General features: G+C 40.0%; 16 protein-coding genes. 3 read left to right on the top strand and 13 right to left on the bottom strand.

Annotation, left to right across the window (positions count from 1 at the left end):
* Positions 1-17 precede the first annotated feature (17 nt).
* Together H6A27_RS09980 and hemW are read left to right on the top strand one after the other, a co-directional pair.
* Complete coding sequence (locus H6A27_RS09980) at positions 18-932, top strand: helix-turn-helix domain-containing protein (RefSeq protein ID WP_204508577.1); 915 nt, start codon at positions 18-20, stop codon at positions 930-932.
* Between the two features lie 290 nt (positions 933-1,222).
* The gene (gene hemW, locus H6A27_RS09975) at positions 1,223-2,353 is read left to right on the top strand and encodes a radical SAM family heme chaperone HemW (RefSeq protein WP_204508576.1); all 1,131 of its coding nucleotides are present in this window, start codon (positions 1,223-1,225) and stop codon (positions 2,351-2,353) included.
* A gap of 59 nt (positions 2,354-2,412) precedes the next feature.
* On the opposite strand, the gene glmM is transcribed toward hemW, so the two are convergent.
* The 7 genes from glmM to H6A27_RS09940 all read right to left on the bottom strand — a co-directional run bounded on the left by glmM (position 2,413) and on the right by H6A27_RS09940 (position 10,290).
* On the bottom strand, positions 2,413-3,801 hold the full coding sequence (gene glmM, locus H6A27_RS09970) for a phosphoglucosamine mutase (RefSeq protein WP_204508575.1): 1,389 nt from the start codon (positions 3,799-3,801) through the stop codon (positions 2,413-2,415).
* A gap of 7 nt (positions 3,802-3,808) precedes the next feature.
* Positions 3,809-4,465, bottom strand: a complete 657-nt coding sequence (locus H6A27_RS09965; RefSeq protein WP_204401986.1) for a BamK family beta-barrel-assembly machinery protein — start codon at positions 4,463-4,465, stop codon at positions 3,809-3,811.
* A gap of 100 nt (positions 4,466-4,565) precedes the next feature.
* Complete coding sequence (locus tag H6A27_RS09960; protein WP_204401988.1) at positions 4,566-5,603, bottom strand: DHH family phosphoesterase; 1,038 nt, start codon at positions 5,601-5,603, stop codon at positions 4,566-4,568.
* A 50-nt stretch (positions 5,604-5,653) separates the two neighbouring features.
* Positions 5,654-7,633: a ComEC/Rec2 family competence protein gene (locus H6A27_RS09955; protein WP_204508574.1), complete on the bottom strand. Its 1,980-nt coding sequence runs from the start codon at positions 7,631-7,633 to the stop codon at positions 5,654-5,656.
* 9 nt (positions 7,634-7,642) lie between these two features.
* Positions 7,643-8,296, bottom strand: coding sequence for a ribulose-phosphate 3-epimerase (gene rpe, locus H6A27_RS09950; protein ID WP_204508573.1), 654 nt, complete (start codon positions 8,294-8,296; stop codon positions 7,643-7,645).
* Between the two features lie 165 nt (positions 8,297-8,461).
* Positions 8,462-9,748: an outer membrane beta-barrel protein gene (locus H6A27_RS09945; RefSeq protein WP_204508572.1), complete on the bottom strand. Its 1,287-nt coding sequence runs from the start codon at positions 9,746-9,748 to the stop codon at positions 8,462-8,464.
* Complete coding sequence (locus H6A27_RS09940; RefSeq protein ID WP_204401996.1) at positions 9,745-10,290, bottom strand: RNA polymerase sigma factor; 546 nt, start codon at positions 10,288-10,290, stop codon at positions 9,745-9,747. The genes H6A27_RS09945 and H6A27_RS09940 overlap by 4 nt, the downstream gene beginning before the upstream one ends.
* Positions 10,291-10,444: 154 nt before the next feature.
* On the opposite strand from H6A27_RS09940, the gene H6A27_RS09935 reads away from it, so the two are divergent.
* Positions 10,445-11,230, top strand: coding sequence for a NigD1/NigD2 family lipoprotein (locus tag H6A27_RS09935; RefSeq protein WP_204508571.1), 786 nt, complete (start codon positions 10,445-10,447; stop codon positions 11,228-11,230).
* On the opposite strand, the gene fmt is transcribed toward H6A27_RS09935, so the two are convergent.
* The 6 genes from fmt to H6A27_RS09905 all read right to left on the bottom strand — a co-directional run.
* Complete coding sequence (gene fmt / locus H6A27_RS09930; RefSeq protein WP_204508570.1) at positions 11,144-12,115, bottom strand: methionyl-tRNA formyltransferase; 972 nt, start codon at positions 12,113-12,115, stop codon at positions 11,144-11,146. The genes H6A27_RS09935 and fmt overlap by 87 nt on opposite strands.
* A 9-nt stretch (positions 12,116-12,124) precedes the next feature.
* Entirely contained in the window at positions 12,125-13,921 is a 1,797-nt protein-coding gene (locus H6A27_RS09925; RefSeq protein ID WP_204402002.1) for a chloride channel protein, read from the bottom strand.
* 20 nt (positions 13,922-13,941) lie between these two features.
* Positions 13,942-14,505, bottom strand: a complete 564-nt coding sequence (locus H6A27_RS09920; RefSeq protein ID WP_204402073.1) for an L-threonylcarbamoyladenylate synthase — start codon at positions 14,503-14,505, stop codon at positions 13,942-13,944.
* Between the two features lie 15 nt (positions 14,506-14,520).
* The gene (locus H6A27_RS09915) at positions 14,521-15,621 is read right to left on the bottom strand and encodes an Mrp/NBP35 family ATP-binding protein (protein WP_204402004.1); all 1,101 of its coding nucleotides are present in this window, start codon (positions 15,619-15,621) and stop codon (positions 14,521-14,523) included.
* 78 nt (positions 15,622-15,699) lie between these two features.
* Positions 15,700-16,458, bottom strand: coding sequence for a tRNA (guanosine(46)-N7)-methyltransferase TrmB (gene trmB, locus H6A27_RS09910; protein ID WP_154044638.1), 759 nt, complete (start codon positions 16,456-16,458; stop codon positions 15,700-15,702).
* Between the two features lie 103 nt (positions 16,459-16,561).
* On the bottom strand, positions 16,562-17,303 hold a 742-nt coding region (locus tag H6A27_RS09905; RefSeq protein WP_338083601.1), incomplete at its 5' end, for an MFS transporter.

The raw sequence follows: 17,303 nt of genomic DNA, 5'->3' as shown, positions 1-17,303 counted from the left end.
GAATATATAAGCATATTATGAAACATTATCAGATAGTTAACATACAGGAGATACTGCGTCTAAAGAAAGGTATTGCATATAAAGGTGAAATAGGTGTCTTTGTTTCTAACAATCCTAAGGAATTCTACATTTCGGGAAATCTTCCTGTCTATGTGAATGCCTTCTCTTATGCACTGGTAATAGAGGGACATGCCAAAGTGTCTGTCGATGAGAACGTTTTCAGCCTTTCGCCCAATAAGCTGTGCATATTGTCGCCACTACATCTCACTTATTTTCATGACCTCTCTGCCGACTTCAAGTGTATATTCCTGTGCATGCACAAAGATTTCATCGACAAAATAGGAATGTTCAATTTAAGGCAACGCATAGCCATCAGTATAAACACTTACAGCAATCCCATTTTCGAGCTGTCACCTCAAGAATCGGACATATTAGTCGGATGTATAGAGAACATCAGTACCCAGATGGCAAGAAACGGCCATCGCTATCATCTGGAAATTATACAGAACTCGCTTGTCAGATTTTATCTTGAACTTGACAACATACTTGAAACCAAAAACCTAAAATCGGAAAAAGATGAAAGCTGTGTTGCATCAATACCAAGAAACAGAATGAAACTTCAGGGCTTCATCACTCTGCTTATGAACAATTTCAAGGAAGAACACAACGTCTCTTTCTACGCAAAATCAATGAACATAACTCCGCAATATCTGACAAGAATAGTAAAAGCCCAAACAGGGAAAACCGTAAATGCATTTATCTTTGAATTGATTTACAGTGAAGCCAGAAACCTGCTTAGCTCAACGGATTTAAGTATCCAGCAAATCACTTATAAACTTAACTTTGCCGACCAGGCATCGTTCAGCAAATTCTTCAAGCGTCATTCAGGAATTTCACCACAAAATTTCAGAGAGTCTCACTTTACCCATTAGTAAAAACAATATGTCAGGTTTCTGTAAATAAAATATATTATTACAGTAGAAAAAGATATCAACGCCCTCACAATATCTATAAATACAACTTATATTTACATAAATACAACTTATACTTTTATAAATACAATCTATTTTTATAAATAAAGAAATTATATTTATAGAAATAGACTTTTCTTTTACAAGAACTTTTCAGCACAGAATACTCTTTTCATACAGACAATACTATAATTCAGAAATTTCGTACCTTTGCATAAAGTCTTAACGATAATAGGATATATAGGATATAAATGGCAGGAATATACATACACATACCGTTCTGCAAAAGAAGATGCATATACTGCGACTTCTTCTCAACTACTGCATCTGAAAAGAAAAACGACTATATTCAGGCACTATGCAAGGAGATTGCCGAAAGGAAAAATTATCTCGGTAGTGAAATCATAGACACCATATACCTCGGTGGAGGGACACCGTCCCAACTGGAAAAAGATGATTTCATAAGTATTTTCAATACTATATATCATAATTATAATGTAAATCCGGAAGCGGAAATCACCATAGAGGCTAATCCCGATGACCTTTCCGATGAATATGTGAGTATGCTTTCCACTCTCCCGTTTAACCGTCTGAGCATGGGAATACAGACCTTCAACGATGATATTCTATCTCTTCTGAAAAGACGGCACAACGCTCAGCAGGCAATAAATGCTTTTCGCAGATGCCGAAATGCAGGATTCCGGAATATCAGCATAGATCTGATGTACGGACTGCCGGGCGAAAGTATGGAAACATGGAAGAGAGATCTTGATACAGCCATATCGCTGACACCGGAACATATCTCAGCCTACCATCTTATATATGAAGAAGGCACACAGTTATACCGTCTGAAAGAAGAAAACAAAGTGAGCGAAGCTGATGAAGACCTTAGCAATACTCTGTTTGAAACACTTATCACACGCCTGAAAGAAAGCGGATATGCGCATTACGAGATTTCAAATTTCTGCCGTCCAGGAATGCACTCACGTCATAACTCAAGTTATTGGACCGGAATAAAATACCTTGGATGCGGACCGTCAGCCCATTCATACGACGGACATTCAAGGCAATGGAACATATCATCGCTGGAAAAATACATAGACGGAATAAACAACGGATTGAATATATCCGAAATAGAAGAACTGGATTTATACACCCGTTACAATGATTTCGTGATTACCACAATCCGTACAGTATGGGGAATGCCTTTGGAAAGGCTTAAAACTGAATTCGGAGACGAGCTGTACGACTATTGTCTGAAAATGGCAAAACCACACATCAGTCAGGGAACACTTGAAATAAAGGACAACATCCTGAAACTGACTCAAAACGGGATTTTCATATCAGACGGCATAATGAGCGATATGCTTTGGGTGGATTGAAAAAAAGCTCCATCGGCTGATGCAAACCGATGGAGCTTTTATATATACAGTAATTGATATTACTTAGCCAAGCTATATACTATATCCATAATCTGTTTACCGAGTTCGTCGGCAGCCTCCATAGTAGAAGCCTCAGAATAAACACGGATGATAGGTTCAGTGTTACTCTTGCGCAAATGAACCCACTTATCAGGGAAATCAATCTTCACACCGTCGATGTCGTTGATTTCTTCATTCTTGTACATTTCCTTAACCTTAAGCAGGATAGCATCAACATCTGTTTCAGGAGTAAGGTCGATGCGGTTCTTTGCTATAAAGTATTCAGGATAAGTGGCACGAAGTTCTGTAACTTTCTTGCCTTCGTGAGCCAGATGGCTCAGGAACAATGCTATACCGACAAGTGCGTCGCGTCCGTAGTGTGATTCTGGATAAATAACTCCACCATTACCCTCACCACCTATCACAGCGTTTGTATCCTTCATCTTGGTTACTACATTCACCTCACCTACAGCAGCAGCATTGTATTCCATACCATATTTGCGAGTAACGTCACGTAAAGCACGAGTAGAGCTAAGGTTTGAAACTGTATTTCCTGGAGTATGTTTCAACACATAGTCGGCCACAGTTACCAGTGTATATTCCTCACCGTACATTGAACCGTCTTCGCTGATGATTGCCAGACGGTCAACGTCAGGGTCAACCACGAAAGCTACATCGTTTCCACCTTTCTTCATTAGACCCATGATGTCACCCAAGTTCTTTTCAAGAGGTTCCGGGTTGTGCTGGAAGTCACCTGTAGGCTCGCAGTATAGTTTTTCTACATGCTGAACGCCCAACTGTTCGAGCAACTGAGGAAGGATGATACCACCTACAGAGTTCACGCAATCTATAGCCACACGGAAGTTAGCCTTACGGATAGCCTCAACGTCAACAAGTTTCAAAGCCAAAACGCTGTCAATGTGACGCTGGTTATATGTATTGTTTTCTGTATATTTACCAAGATTGTCTATGTCGGCAAAAGTAAATTCTTCGGCAGCTGCAATGCGCAACACTTCGTTACCTTCGGCAGCATTCAAGAATTCTCCGTGCTCGTTCAGAAGTTTAAGAGCGTTCCACTGTCTTGGGTTATGGCTTGCAGTTAGGATGATACCACCGCAAGCACCCTCCATAGTAACGGCAAGCTCAGTAGTAGGAGTAGAGGCGAGACCGATGTTCACGACATCAAATCCCATCCCCATAAGAGTGCCGCAAACTACGTTTTTCACCATTTCGCCGGAGATACGTGCGTCTCGTCCTACGACGATTTTATTACTTTTTACTGTTGTAGTTTTACGAATCAGCGTAGCGTATGCTGAAGTAAACTTCACAATATCCAACGGATTAAGTCCTTCACCGGCCTGGCCACCGATAGTACCACGGATACCGGAAATTGATTTTATTAGTGTCATAGCTCTATTAGTTCAAATCGTAAGTTATTTCATAATAACAAGGATATACATATCTTTGTGCATAATATGTACCTTCACTATGCGGTACAATTAATTTTACGCGTGCAATTTTTTCTGAAGGTGGAGCTGATATGTATGATTTCAGCTTCAAGTAAGCAAGAGGAACAAGCCAACCAGACGGAACAGCAGATGTTTCATACCTAAGATACATCTCACTTTGCGCAACATCGGTAAAAGATGCTGAATAAGATCCTGATGACCCCACAGTTACAAGGAAATTTTCAGAATACGGTGAGTTTGTATTATACAACAATGTATCACCAGCACTTATACTAAAATCAGCAACATCCATAATACTGATTTCCATAAACCGAGATGAAATATTATACCTTCCTTCCTTGAGAATCTCACCATCGCCACGATACTGTATGTTCATGTAAACACCGCTCTTGTCGAACAATACAAACTCGTTTTCGGCAGTCATAGTATCATTCTCTATGAATTCTTTTTCAGAGATAACCTTTATATCATTCTCCAGAATAAACTTGTTGATGGCATCGGCCTCTTCTTCCTTCATTTCGGCATACGTCTTTCCGTTATTACAGCTCTGAAAACTGAAAGACAATGCATATACCAATACTGATAAATAGAATAGTTTCTTCATTATTAAAAAAATTTACGGGGCAAAAGTAATAAAACTATCTTTACCCCTATACTTAATTAGTCGATGTAATAGTTAATTTTGTAGAAAAAGATACTCAAAATCAGTTCTTAAGCAACAAATCCTCATATTTTACAAGTGCCTGCTTGAACAATCCTATCGCCTCGTCCATGGTTCCGTAAAACTCTCCTCCCGAAGCATTCAGATGTCCACCACCGTTAAAGAACTCTGCAGCCACCTTATTGCACGGGAAATTACCAACAGAACGTAATGACACCTTTATCATATTCTTCTCAGTATCCTCGCGCAGGAATACAGAGAAACAAACGCCTTTCATCTGAAGAGGGATATTGACGAAACCTTCTGTATCGCCCTTTACATACTGAAACTTTTTCTGTTCATCCTTAGTAAGCCATATCAGCGCTGAACGGAACTGGGGAAAGACTTCCATTTTTTCGTACAATACATAGCCCATCAGACGAAGACGGCCCTCAGAATATGTATTGAACACTTTGCGATAGATATCATCCTTGTCAATTCCCTTGGAAAGAAGTTCGCTGATGATGAAATAAATCTCACGGTCATTCGAATTGTAAGTAAATCCACCGGTATCAGTCATCATTCCGGTATAGATACACTGGGCTCCTTCGTATGTTATGTCGTCAAAACATCCCAGACGGCATATCAGACGGAACACAAGTTCTGAAGTAGAAGATATATTAGGATGAGAAATTGTAATCTTACAGAACGGTTCAGGATTAAGATGATGGTCTATCATCACTTTTCGTCCCTGCGATTCGGCCACTGGTTTAGCCACAGCATCTATTCTCGACAAAGCATTGAAATCAAGACAACAGATAACGTCGGCATCCGCAATAAGCTGATCTGCAAATTCAGAATACTTATCATATCGTATAATGTCTTTGGCTCCAGGCATCCACCTCAAGAACTCAGGAAAAGCATTGGGAACTATTACGTGAACATTCTTCTCCATACCCAGAAGAAAATGATAAAGCCCTAATGAAGAGCCCAACGCATCACCATCGGGCGACACATGGGTTACTATCACTATTTTATCAGCCTTCTCGAAGTAAGTTTCTACTTTGTCAATGTTCGCTTGTAAGATTATCTTTGACAGCATATTCGATTGTTTGTGTTAAATTATTGGCAAATGTACTCTTTTTTTTCTATTTACAGAAGTATTCTATAAGAAGCTTGAGCGGAATTTTCAATACATCTGATGTTCAACCTCACACACTCTTCCTTCAGAAACTCACGATAACGTTCGCTCACAGCACCGTCAATTACAACATTTTTTATATCGAACAGGGTTAACAAATGTGTGATATTCCCACTGAAACCTCTACATATATACACATAATCCAGTGATGCAAGTTTCGTTTCACCGGTCAGACAGATATTCTTCCAGTAAGCCGACTTCATAACTCCTACTTTCACTCCGTTTATTTCATGAAGTCCATAATCGGACGAAACAGACTCAAGCTCTTTCCCATTCCTGATGTACAGATCGGATCGGGCAAAAAACAATGACGGACCTTCTTGAGTACGCATTTTATAGACTTCTACCATAGCCAACAGACATACAATGGAAAATACTTTTATCAACCATGCGGCACACCGTTTTCTGAAAAACATATATAATGACGCAAGAAACATGAAAGCGAGCAAAACCTGTAATTCATTGAAATAGACAGAGGTTATTTGTGCTCCACGGATACTCTGGACAAACTGCATGGAAGAGTTAAGAAACATTGTAAACATTTCCAACAACGAAATGCAAATTTCTCCTACTACCGGTATAAACGACAATAAGAGCGACGCCAGTGTAAGCGAAAGGATTATTATAGCCAAAGGAGCGACCAAAAGATTTGCCATGAGAAAATAAGTCGGGAATGTTCCGAAATAATATAATATGAGAGGCAATGTTCCCAACTGCGCCGCTATGGAAACAGATATCACATTCCAAACATATCCTATTATCCTGTTTCCGCTCTTTACCCATACAGATATTACCGGGAAAAATAAAATTATCGACAGCACTGCTATGAATGAAAGCTGGAAGCTTATATCAAAAAGATACAAAGGATTGTACAACAGCATTATGAATGCTGTAAGAGATAAAGAGAAAAATCCGCAGAAACCATTCTCAACAAGAACGGATGCCACAAGATAAAGCGTACACATGGTTACTGCCCTTACAACCGAAGGACTCAAACCTGATATAAACGCAAAAATCCATAAAGCAGCAGCCACGACAAACGACTGTATAATCCTGCCCCGCTTGACCTTTCTGAGAGGCCACAACAACAGATAAAGAATTCCTGACAATATTCCTACGTGTAGTCCAGATAGTGCAAGAACATGACTTGTTCCGGCAGCACTATATACCGCCTTTAACTCCTGTGTTAGTTCACTCTTGTCGCCTATAGTCAATGCGGAAACTACAGCCAGTACATCATCATCCATTTCCCAACTTCTGAATATACCCGACACAGCCTCCCTGCATCTCAATGCAGTATGCCTTATGGAACTGGGGTGTTCAACATCGACCGCCTTCCAGTTACCGGAAAAAGCAAAAGCTGTTCCGGAAATTCCTTTTGTAAAAAGATATCTGGAATAATCGAAACCCATGAACTCCGAGTCGGATACCGGTTTAGAAATTGAGGAATAAAAAACGATATTGTCTCCACACCGCGGTATGTATGCCGAAGAATCAGGAATGAAATATAAGAGAATATTGCGGTCTATAACTTCAGAGACATCACCTTTAGGGGATATTCCAGCCTCAACTTTTACTTCGGAACACAATGTTTTGCCTTTCACCTCAGGAGAGGTCTCCACTACCCCGTAATAGCAAGATTTACTGTTGTCCCATTCATATTCAATATTGTTTCTTTCCAAAATAACCAATATACCTCCAATCAGGAAAAAACATGCAGATATAACAAATCCAATGGAATAGTTAAGAAAGTTCTTCCTGAATTTCAATATAGAAGACAAAAGCAATATAAAAAGAGAAACGAATAGGACACAAAGTAATGGCCATACCGACATGTCCGGCAGAAAGCTGTCGAAGAAAAAAATTCCGGCAGCCATAAAAACAGCCAACCGGAATAACGTATAGTCAACTAAATGGGATTTATTCTCCAATCCTTTCTTTTATAAGTTTTTCATTTTATGAATCATATCAATCATATCAGGCGCCTTAAATACGGCACTACCTGCAACCAATACATCAGCACCTGCCTCAACAAGCTGTTTGCCTGTTTCCAGATTAACGCCTCCGTCAATCTCTATCAACGCACCGGAACCTGATTCTTCTATCATTTGACGTAGCTGGCGCACTTTTTTCAAAGTATTTGGAATGAATTTCTGGCCACCGAATCCAGGATTTACACTCATCAGAAGCACCATATCGAGGTCTGCGATGACATCAGACAGTACAGACACCGGAGTAGCCGGATTAAGAGTAACCCCCGCATTCATTCCATTATCCTTTATTTGCTGGATTACACGATGCAGATGTGGACACGTTTCATAATGAACATTCATCATCATAGAACCTAAAGCCTTTACTTCATTAATAAATTTTTCAGGCTGTACAATCATAAGATGAACATCAAGCGGTTTGTTGCAAAGTTTAGCAACATATTCAAGAACAGGAAATCCAAATGAGATATTAGGAACAAACACTCCATCCATAATATCTATATGCAACCAGTCAGCTTCACTGCGGTTTATCTTGTCCAAATCGTCTTTCAGACAACCGAAGTTTGCCGAAAGCAGAGATGGAGAAATCAATACTTTATTCATTTCAGGACTATTATAGATTAGTACAAGAACAAAGATATGAATTCTTTTCCTAAATAAAAGATAAAGAGTAGCGAATATTTTTATGAAAGACGTTTAAACAGTATTTAAATGGTATTTAAGCAGTATTTAAACACTGTTTAAACAACGGGGACAGTATGAACTGAATTATTTGCCAAGATTAAATCTCAGTCCCAACTGCATATTGAAATTAAAAGGTTTGTCTTTCCTTATAGTCAGAAGTTCTGTGTTATCATCGAAATAATAAGCCATACCGGGTTCAAAATAGATGCTTAGCCATTTATTGAAATTCGCCTGTATTCCCACAGATGCCAAAGCCGAGAATTGCAGCGGCTTTTCATCTATTTTTTCATTTTCCGAACTTTTCACGTTACCTTCTTCAGCATAAACCGTTTCTACAGTTCCGGATACACATTTTTCAATCATTCCACCTAAAGAAGCATAAAAATTGAATGTACTATTATCCCATATCGTACGATGAACCTTTAGCGGAATACCTACATAATGCAGTTTTTGTCTGTCTTCAATATACGACTGGGCGCCAGATTTCAATTCCGAATAAAGATAAGTATAGTTCAAGCCGGTCTCAACAGCCCATTTGTCATTCAAATTCCATTTCAAGGACGCTCCAACCGTAACAGGAATATGATGCTTGACGTCTGTATAGGTTTCCTTACCAATGTTATTGAACAACACCTGAGTATAAGACGCTGTAGCATCTGATATTTCTCCGGCTACAGCATTATTGGGATTTGAATTTACTTTCTTTAAGGTTGATAGCCTTGACATACCACTAAAACTGTTGGAAGATGAATACGGAATATTCCCTGTCATGACTCCAAACTGTATTTTACTGTCCTTATTATCTTTCTCGACAGACATTGCCAAATAGGCAGCATTACGCTTTGCTGTCTCCCTGTCTGCTTTCATCATATTTATCCTTTTCTCCTTCGAACGGTCATCATCTACTTCAGTCACCGCATAATTGTTCTCCGACACTTCCTCTTCCGCAACTGTATTCATTAAAATGACATCATTAACAGGAGCAAAATCAATAGTCCTACTATCTGTAGTTACCTCAGTTGCATTATATGCAAGCCGGTTTCCACTGTCGGATATTTCATTCTCAATATTATCGGACATTAATGGTTGAGCGTCAATTACAGTAGCAGGCTTCACAGCATTCAATATCTCAGCATTATTGGCCTGATTGACATATTTATCAGAGCTCCAATACCATAACGACAAAGTCGATACTCCGACAACAGCGACTGCCGCAGCAGCTACCGACTGCCATCTTCGCCACAAAGGTATTACTTTTGCCGAAGGAATATCTGCCTCAATCTTCTCCCAAAGACCTACAGGGAGAGGTTCCGAATAGTCTTCTATACGGTTACGAATATCGTCAATCCATTTTTCTCTATTATCTTTCATAAGCTCTTCCTGTATTCATTTATTTTTTTCATTAACAACGTCTTGGCCCTAAAGTACTGTGATGAGGATGTGTGTTCGGATATACCTAATAGTGAAGCTATCTCCTTATGACTTTTTTCCTCAAAAACAAACAGATTGAAAACTGTTCTGTACCCATCAGGCAATTCACTTATCATTCTCATCAATTCTTTTTTAGGGATGGTATTTACATCTCCGTCATCATCAATCTGCGTATCAGGTAATTGTTCTACCAACGTTTCCTGCTGCATCTGCAAGTTCTTTTTCCTCAGAAAACCTAAAGCCTCGTTAACCATTACCCTCGACAGCCATGCCTTGAGCGAACCGTCCCCCAAAAACTTGAACTGACCTATTGACTGGAATATTTTAATAATGCCGTCATGAAATACATCCTGGGCGGTATCCCGGTCTCCGATATACCGAAGACATATAGCCAACAACTGCCCTCCGTAAATCTCGTATAGTCTCTTACGGGCATAAGGGTCAGCCTCTGTACATTTTAAAGCTATTTCTTCTTCGGTCATACTGGAATTGTTATTCAATAGTTAAATGGATTCGGAACAAAAATACTGCATTATGTAACATAATTTTTTTCTATTCTTATTTTTTAACACGTCACTATGCAGTAATGTACTGCACCCGACATTTATAAATCAAAGATTTACAATTTGATGCAATATGAAAATCAGAAAAACAATCACACGCATAATATCATTATGCTTCATCGGAACATGTATGTCTGCCTGTCTGGATAATGAACAATATCCGGAACTTCACTCTACTATGGGAACTGTATGCGAACTGGACGGAATTGCAATAAATTCTGACGTATATGGCAAACTGATTCCTAATAACCCTGAAATAATAACACGTAACGATGCTGACAGCGTAGGACAAAGGGTTCTGCTGAATGTCAATTTCCCGGACACAGAAAACAAAAATTCAAAGGAAAATTCAGGAAAGGAAGTTACCATATATTATTTATATAAGGTACTTACAAAAAAAGCAGACGACATGCGGGTATCTGCCTCAGGAAATATTGATAAATTCGGCAATGACCCGATTCAGGTTACCAATGCCTATATAAGTGATGAACACTTAAATTTGGAGTTTAATATAACCGGCTATAACGAAACAACCCCTCATCGCATAAGCCTGCTTCTTACAGAAAACACGGGCATAGACAATGAGGGATTTATTAATGTGGAATTAAGACACAACAGTAATTCCGATTATGGTGACAGACTTTATTGGGGAGTGGTATCGTTCACTCTGTCAAGTATTCCTGAATACGACAACGAAAACGTAAAAGGATTCAAAATTTCATATCAGAGTGCCACCAATACAAAATCCGAAATTAAAGTCAGCAAACAGACATCAAACCAGGACAGTAACGTCAGAAGCATGAAATCCACGCAGGAAATCGGCTACGGGCATTCTCTTCTTTCCGGCCAACTGCAATGACAATACATTGACATATCCGTCTGTTGAAGCGACATGCAGATAGGTCTTATTGTCTGTAACTATGGTTCCGGGCTTACAATCATGGTCACAGAATATCTTTTCTGTTTCATATATCTTCAGCATGACTGGAGCTGAATCGCCCTGATGTAGTTCAGTCCATGCTGCAGGATATGGAGACAGACCTCTCACGAAATCATAAACCTTCTTCACTCCGGCATTCCAGTCTATACGACAGGTTTCCTTGAATATCTTCGGTGCAGGGCGCAATTCTTCCACCTTTACAAGGTCTTCTTGTGGAGTAGTCTTTACATTACCTTCGAGAATCGCATCTACAGTCTTGAGCACCAAATCTCCTCCAAGCATCATCAGCTTGTCATATACCACTTCCACATTGTCTGTATCAGCGATAGGCACTCTTACCTGGTCTATAATCTCACCTGTGTCTATCTCATGTTTCAGGAAGAATGTTGTTATTCCTGTTTCTGTATCACCGTTTATCACAGCCCAATTTATAGGAGCCGCACCTCTATATTGGGGCAACAACGATGCGTGCAGATTGAATGTACCCATAGGAGGCATGTTCCATACTACTTCAGGCAACATTCTGAAGGCTACTACAATCTGCAAGTCTGCCTTCAAGTCACGAAGTTCGGAAACAAAAGCCTCATCCTTGAGCTTTTCAGGCTGCAATACTTTCAATCCCTGCGATACGGCATATTGCTTTACAGGACTGGGTTGAAGCACACTGCCGTGACGCCCCATAGGTTTGTCAGGCATAGTTATTACAGCTACTACATTATATCCGCCTTCCACAAGTCTGCGCAAGCTTTCCACCGCAAACTCAGGCGTTCCCATATATACTATACGTAAATCTTTCTTATCCATAATTATAACTTATTCGGCCGAAAAGTCAACAAGTACCTGACGGTATGTGTTCAGCATCTTCGACTTTGAGACAAATCCTTTATATTTATTATCTTCATCCACAACCGGAAGATTCCATGCATTTGTGGTATCAAATTTTTCCATCACCTCTTCCATTGAGTCAGTAGTGACAAGTTTCGCCTTTGGAACTGTCATGAAACTTTCCACTGTATATCTGTGATAAAGTTCCTGCCTGAACATTATATTCCTTATATCATCAAGATTGACAATGCCGATAAGCTCGTCATTGACATCTACCACAGGAAACATATTCCTACTTGACTTTGAAATCACCTTAACCATCTGGCCGAGGTCCATTTCAGGTTTGACAGTAAGGAAATCAGTCTCCATAATGCTCTCTATATTCATCATCGTAAGCACTGCCTTATCCTTGTGATGTGTGATAAGTTCACCTTTTTTAGCCAGACGCATTGAATATATGCTATGTGGCTCAAATACTTTTATAGTAAGGTAAGCAAAAACCGATACTATCATAAGCGGAAGGAACAATCCGTACCCTCCGGTAAGTTCGGCAATAAGGAATACCCCTGTAAGCGGAGCATGCATCACTCCGGACATAAGTCCTGCCATACCCATCAGTGCGAAATTCTTTTCAGGTATATATGTATCTCCTATGCTAAACTCATTGCACACATGAGAAAATACAAATCCGGCAATACATCCCAAGAAAAGACTTGGAGCAAATATACCGCCGCATCCTCCACCTCCGTTAGTAGCGCTCGAAGCAAAAACCTTGAATAATATTATCAGAAAAAGATACAGCACCAACAGACCACTGTGTCCGTAAAACAAAGAATTGTTCATCACCGTATCCCATTCGGCACTGGATGTTCCGTTAAGCAAAAGCGAGATAGTGTCATAACCTTCACCGTAGAGAGGCGGAAAGAGGAATATCAGAACACTCAGCATTATACCTCCAAGCACAAACTTTGAATAAGGACTGGCAAAACGCCTGAATATATTCTCTATCCAGTTCATTGAACGTGTGAAATACCACGCAATCAAACCGCAGAATATTCCCAAAACAATGGCGTAAGGAATACGTTCGAGAGCGAATGGATAATCCAGGTGAAACTGGAACATTGCTTCAGTACCTGTAAGAAGATATGACATGCAGGCTGCTGTAACACTTGAAATAAGCAATGGCAACAGTGAAGCCATTGTCAGGTCGAACATCAGTACTTCAAGAGTAAACACAAGTCCGGCAATTGGAGCCTTAAAAATACCTGATACAGCTCCTGCAGCACCACATCCAAGCAAAAGCATAAGTGTTTTATGATCCATACGGAACATACTTCCAAGATTTGAGCCTATGGCAGACCCTGTGAGGACAATAGGCGCCTCAGCTCCTACTGATCCACCGAAACCGATGGTTATTGCAGACGCACAAACGGACGACCATACATTATGTCCCTTAATCCTGCTCTGACGACGCGATATGGCATAAAGAATCTTTGTCACACCATGACTGATGTCGTCACGTACTATATATCGGATAAACAATCCGGTAATAAATATTCCGACAACAGGATAAACAAGGTAGAGCCAGTTGGCTCCTGTGGTATCGAAGTTTTCAGTAAGGAATTCCTTTATGTATTCCACAAGGAACTTAAGGACAAAAGCAGCCAGAGCAGTAAAGATACCTACCAGGAAACTAAGTATGAGTATGAACTGCTTATCGGTGATATGCTTTTCTCTCCACTTTAGAAAACTCTGCAAAAAAGAAAATTTTTCCTTAGTCTTCATCTCCAGCAAATTTTAATATACTACTCTCGGATAACCTTCACAACGCCTCCCTTACCAAGCTTGATTATGCTTGATGGTTTGGCTGGTCCAGTCTCATCTCTTCTATAGTCAACAATATAGTCAACAGCATTCTTGATTTCATCGCTTATCTCGCTGAACACAGCTGGAGCAGGTTGTCCGCTGATATTGGCAGATGTTGACACAATAGCCTTCTTGAATCTGAAACAAAGCTGTTTTGAGAATTCTTCTGAAGTAACTCTTATGCCTATGCTACCGTCTTCGGCAATAAGATTTGGAGCAAGATTTCTGGCTCCGTCATAAATTATTGTAAGCGGCTTGGTTGTCATGTCAATAAGATCCCATGCCACACTTGGCACATCGCTTACGTATGATTCCACCTTTACAGGACTGTCCACCAACACCAGCATAGCCTTGCTGTCCGCCCTGCGTTTTATCTCAAACACCTTCTTTACCGCTTCTTCATTTGTCGCGTCGCAACCTATACCCCACACTGTATCTGTAGGATATAGGATTACTCCACCTTTATACATGACTTCGCATGCCTTTTTAATTTCATCATTCATCATAAGACCAATTTATTATTTGTGTGTCTGAACTATCTGTGTAGGAGCCATCTCGGCGTTACGTTTCTCTGTCTGTTCCACCACGTTTCTGGCAAGTTCTATAAATGCCTGACCTGTTATAGAATCCTCATTAAGAGCAACAGGGGTACCATTGTCTCCTCCTTCACATATACTCTGTACGATAGGAATCTGACCCAACAAAGGAACATTAAGCTCTTCAGCAAGTCTCTTTGTTCCTTCCTTGCCGAAAAGATAATATTTGTTTTCCGGAAGTTCGGCAGGAGTAAACCATGCCATGTTCTCAACCAATCCAAGAATAGGTACATTAACCTTATCATTCTGGTACATGTTAATACCTTTACGGGCATCAGCTAATGCTACTTCCTGGGGTGTGCTTACTATCACGGCACCAGTTATAGCCAGGTTCTGCAACAAAGTAAGGTGGATATCGCTTGTTCCAGGAGGAGTGTCAAGCACAAAATAATCAAGTTCTCCCCATTTTGCATCACCAACGAGCTGCTTCAAGGCATTGCTTGCCATAGCACCGCGCCACAACGTAGCCTGTTCAGGACTTACAAAGAATCCTATTGACAACAGTTCTATGCCATATTTTTCCACCGGTACAATCAAATCACGTCCTCCCACCTCTTCAGCGTATGGACGCGCATCTTCAACCTGGAACATCTTAGGAACCGACGGACCGAAAATATCAGCATCAAGCAATCCTACTTTATATCCCAACTTAGAAAGTGCTACAGCCAGGTTTGCTGCTACAGTTGACTTACCTACACCACCCTTGCCTGATGATACAGCTATCACATTCTTAACCTGAGGGAGTAATTTCCCAGGTTCAGGACGAGCCGCCTGCCTGCTCTCAGTTGTTATCGTAACTTCAACATCTTTTGATACGTATGTATGGATAGCAGTTTCAGCCGATTTCACCACAGACTTCATGAACGGATCTGTCGGTTTTTCGAATATAATGGAAAAGCTGACTTTCATTCCGTCAATACGAAGATTGTCGGCAACCATTTCTGCCTCAACAATATTTTTTCCGTTTCCCGGATAACGCACTGTTGAAAGCGCGTCAAGAATTAATTTTGGATATAGTGTCATATATTTATTTTTTATTCGTAAGTATATTTTTGAAGTTAAAGAAGTTATGAAGTTAATGCCAAGCAAATCAGGTCTGATTTATTTACTGGTCTTCAATCCACTTCTTTTACTGCGGTTATAACTTCTGTAATCGTCAAGTTCAATTTCTACATCAGGCTCCTTCAATTCACCTTCCTGAGGTAATCTGAATTTTATGTATTTGATGTTTAGTCCTCTGTCCAGCCACTGTTGCTCGTAATATGTCCGAATACTTAGAATGTCATCATCCATTCCGGAATGATAAAGATCATCTGTAATAAACTCCACAGGGAGATTATTTGCCTCTATCATGTATTTGGTATATGTAAACATGAAATTACTGTCAGTCTTCAGATGTACTATTCCGCCTGGAACAAGGAATTTCCTGTATCTTTCCATAAAATAAGTAGATGTAAGACGCTTCGTAGCTTTCTTCATCTGTGGGTCGGAAAAAGTAAGCCATATTTCACTTACCTCACCAGGAGCGAAGAAACGGTCTATTATCTCAATATTAGTACGTAGAAAAGCCGCATTTTTAAGTCCTTCGTTAAGAGCTTCCGTAGCTCCTGTCCACATGCGCGCGCCTTTTATGTCAACTCCTATAAAATTCTTGTCGGAATATCTTCTTGCAAGTCCTACAGTATATTCACCTCTCCCGCAACCTAACTCCAAAACGATAGGATTATCATTTTTAAAGAAATCACGGTTCCAGTTTCCCTTCATTTCGAAGTTCACTTCATCCACCACTGAGTACGGATATTCAAACACATGCGGATATTCCGCCATATCAGCAAATTTAGCCAGTTTACCTTTTCCCATGTTGTATATATCTTTTACATTGCAAATGTAATTCTTTTATACGGATTTGCCAACAAAATCAAATGAACTTGATTCTTAGGGCGTAAAGACATTGTTTGCAATACTATTGCAAAACCTTTGCAAAACGGGTTATCAACAATGAGACCATAGTCAGAGAAATACCGACTATCACAACTCCAGTCCACTGCAGATAATGCCAGAAAAATCCTGCAAGGAAAGTTCCCAAGGCGCCACCAATAAAATATGTAGTCATGAAAATCGTATTAACCCTGTTCGAAGCATTTGGAACTGAAGTCAGGACATACGTCTGATTGCTCAACTGTACACACTGCATACCTACATCCATGAGCATTATACCAACAATAAAACCGGTATAGGTATTCTGGAAGAAAAACATTATTGCCCAAGAAACAATTATTACGCTGCAGCCTATGTAATTCAGTCTCTTAACTCCCAATATACGTACATAGCGTCCTACTATTGAAGCCGTCAATGCACCTGCGACACCACACAATCCCATAAGACCAATTATATTATTTCCAGCATAAAAAGGCGCTCCGCTCAACTTGAAAGCCAGACAAGCCCACAGACAAAGAAAACTGCCAAAACACAAACCGGCACGCAATGACGATAATCTGATATCAGGTCTTTGTCTGAAAATGCCCAACAACGATTGCATCAATTCTTTATATGTTCCTTTATAATTGATTGTCATATCAGGAATGACCTTTATTACTACAAACTTACATAAAAATCTTCGTTTTTTATGCCGGTGCAATAAAAAATCAAGCCCTACGTACTTGATTGATCGTCTATTGCCGTGCTCGAAGCACAAAATGTTGTAT

Origin of the sequence: Bacteroides caecigallinarum, assembly GCF_016902295.1 — a bacterium.
GTDB lineage: Bacteria > Bacteroidota > Bacteroidia > Bacteroidales > Bacteroidaceae > Phocaeicola > Phocaeicola caecigallinarum_A.
This window is presented reverse-complemented; position numbering and strand designations above follow the sequence as displayed.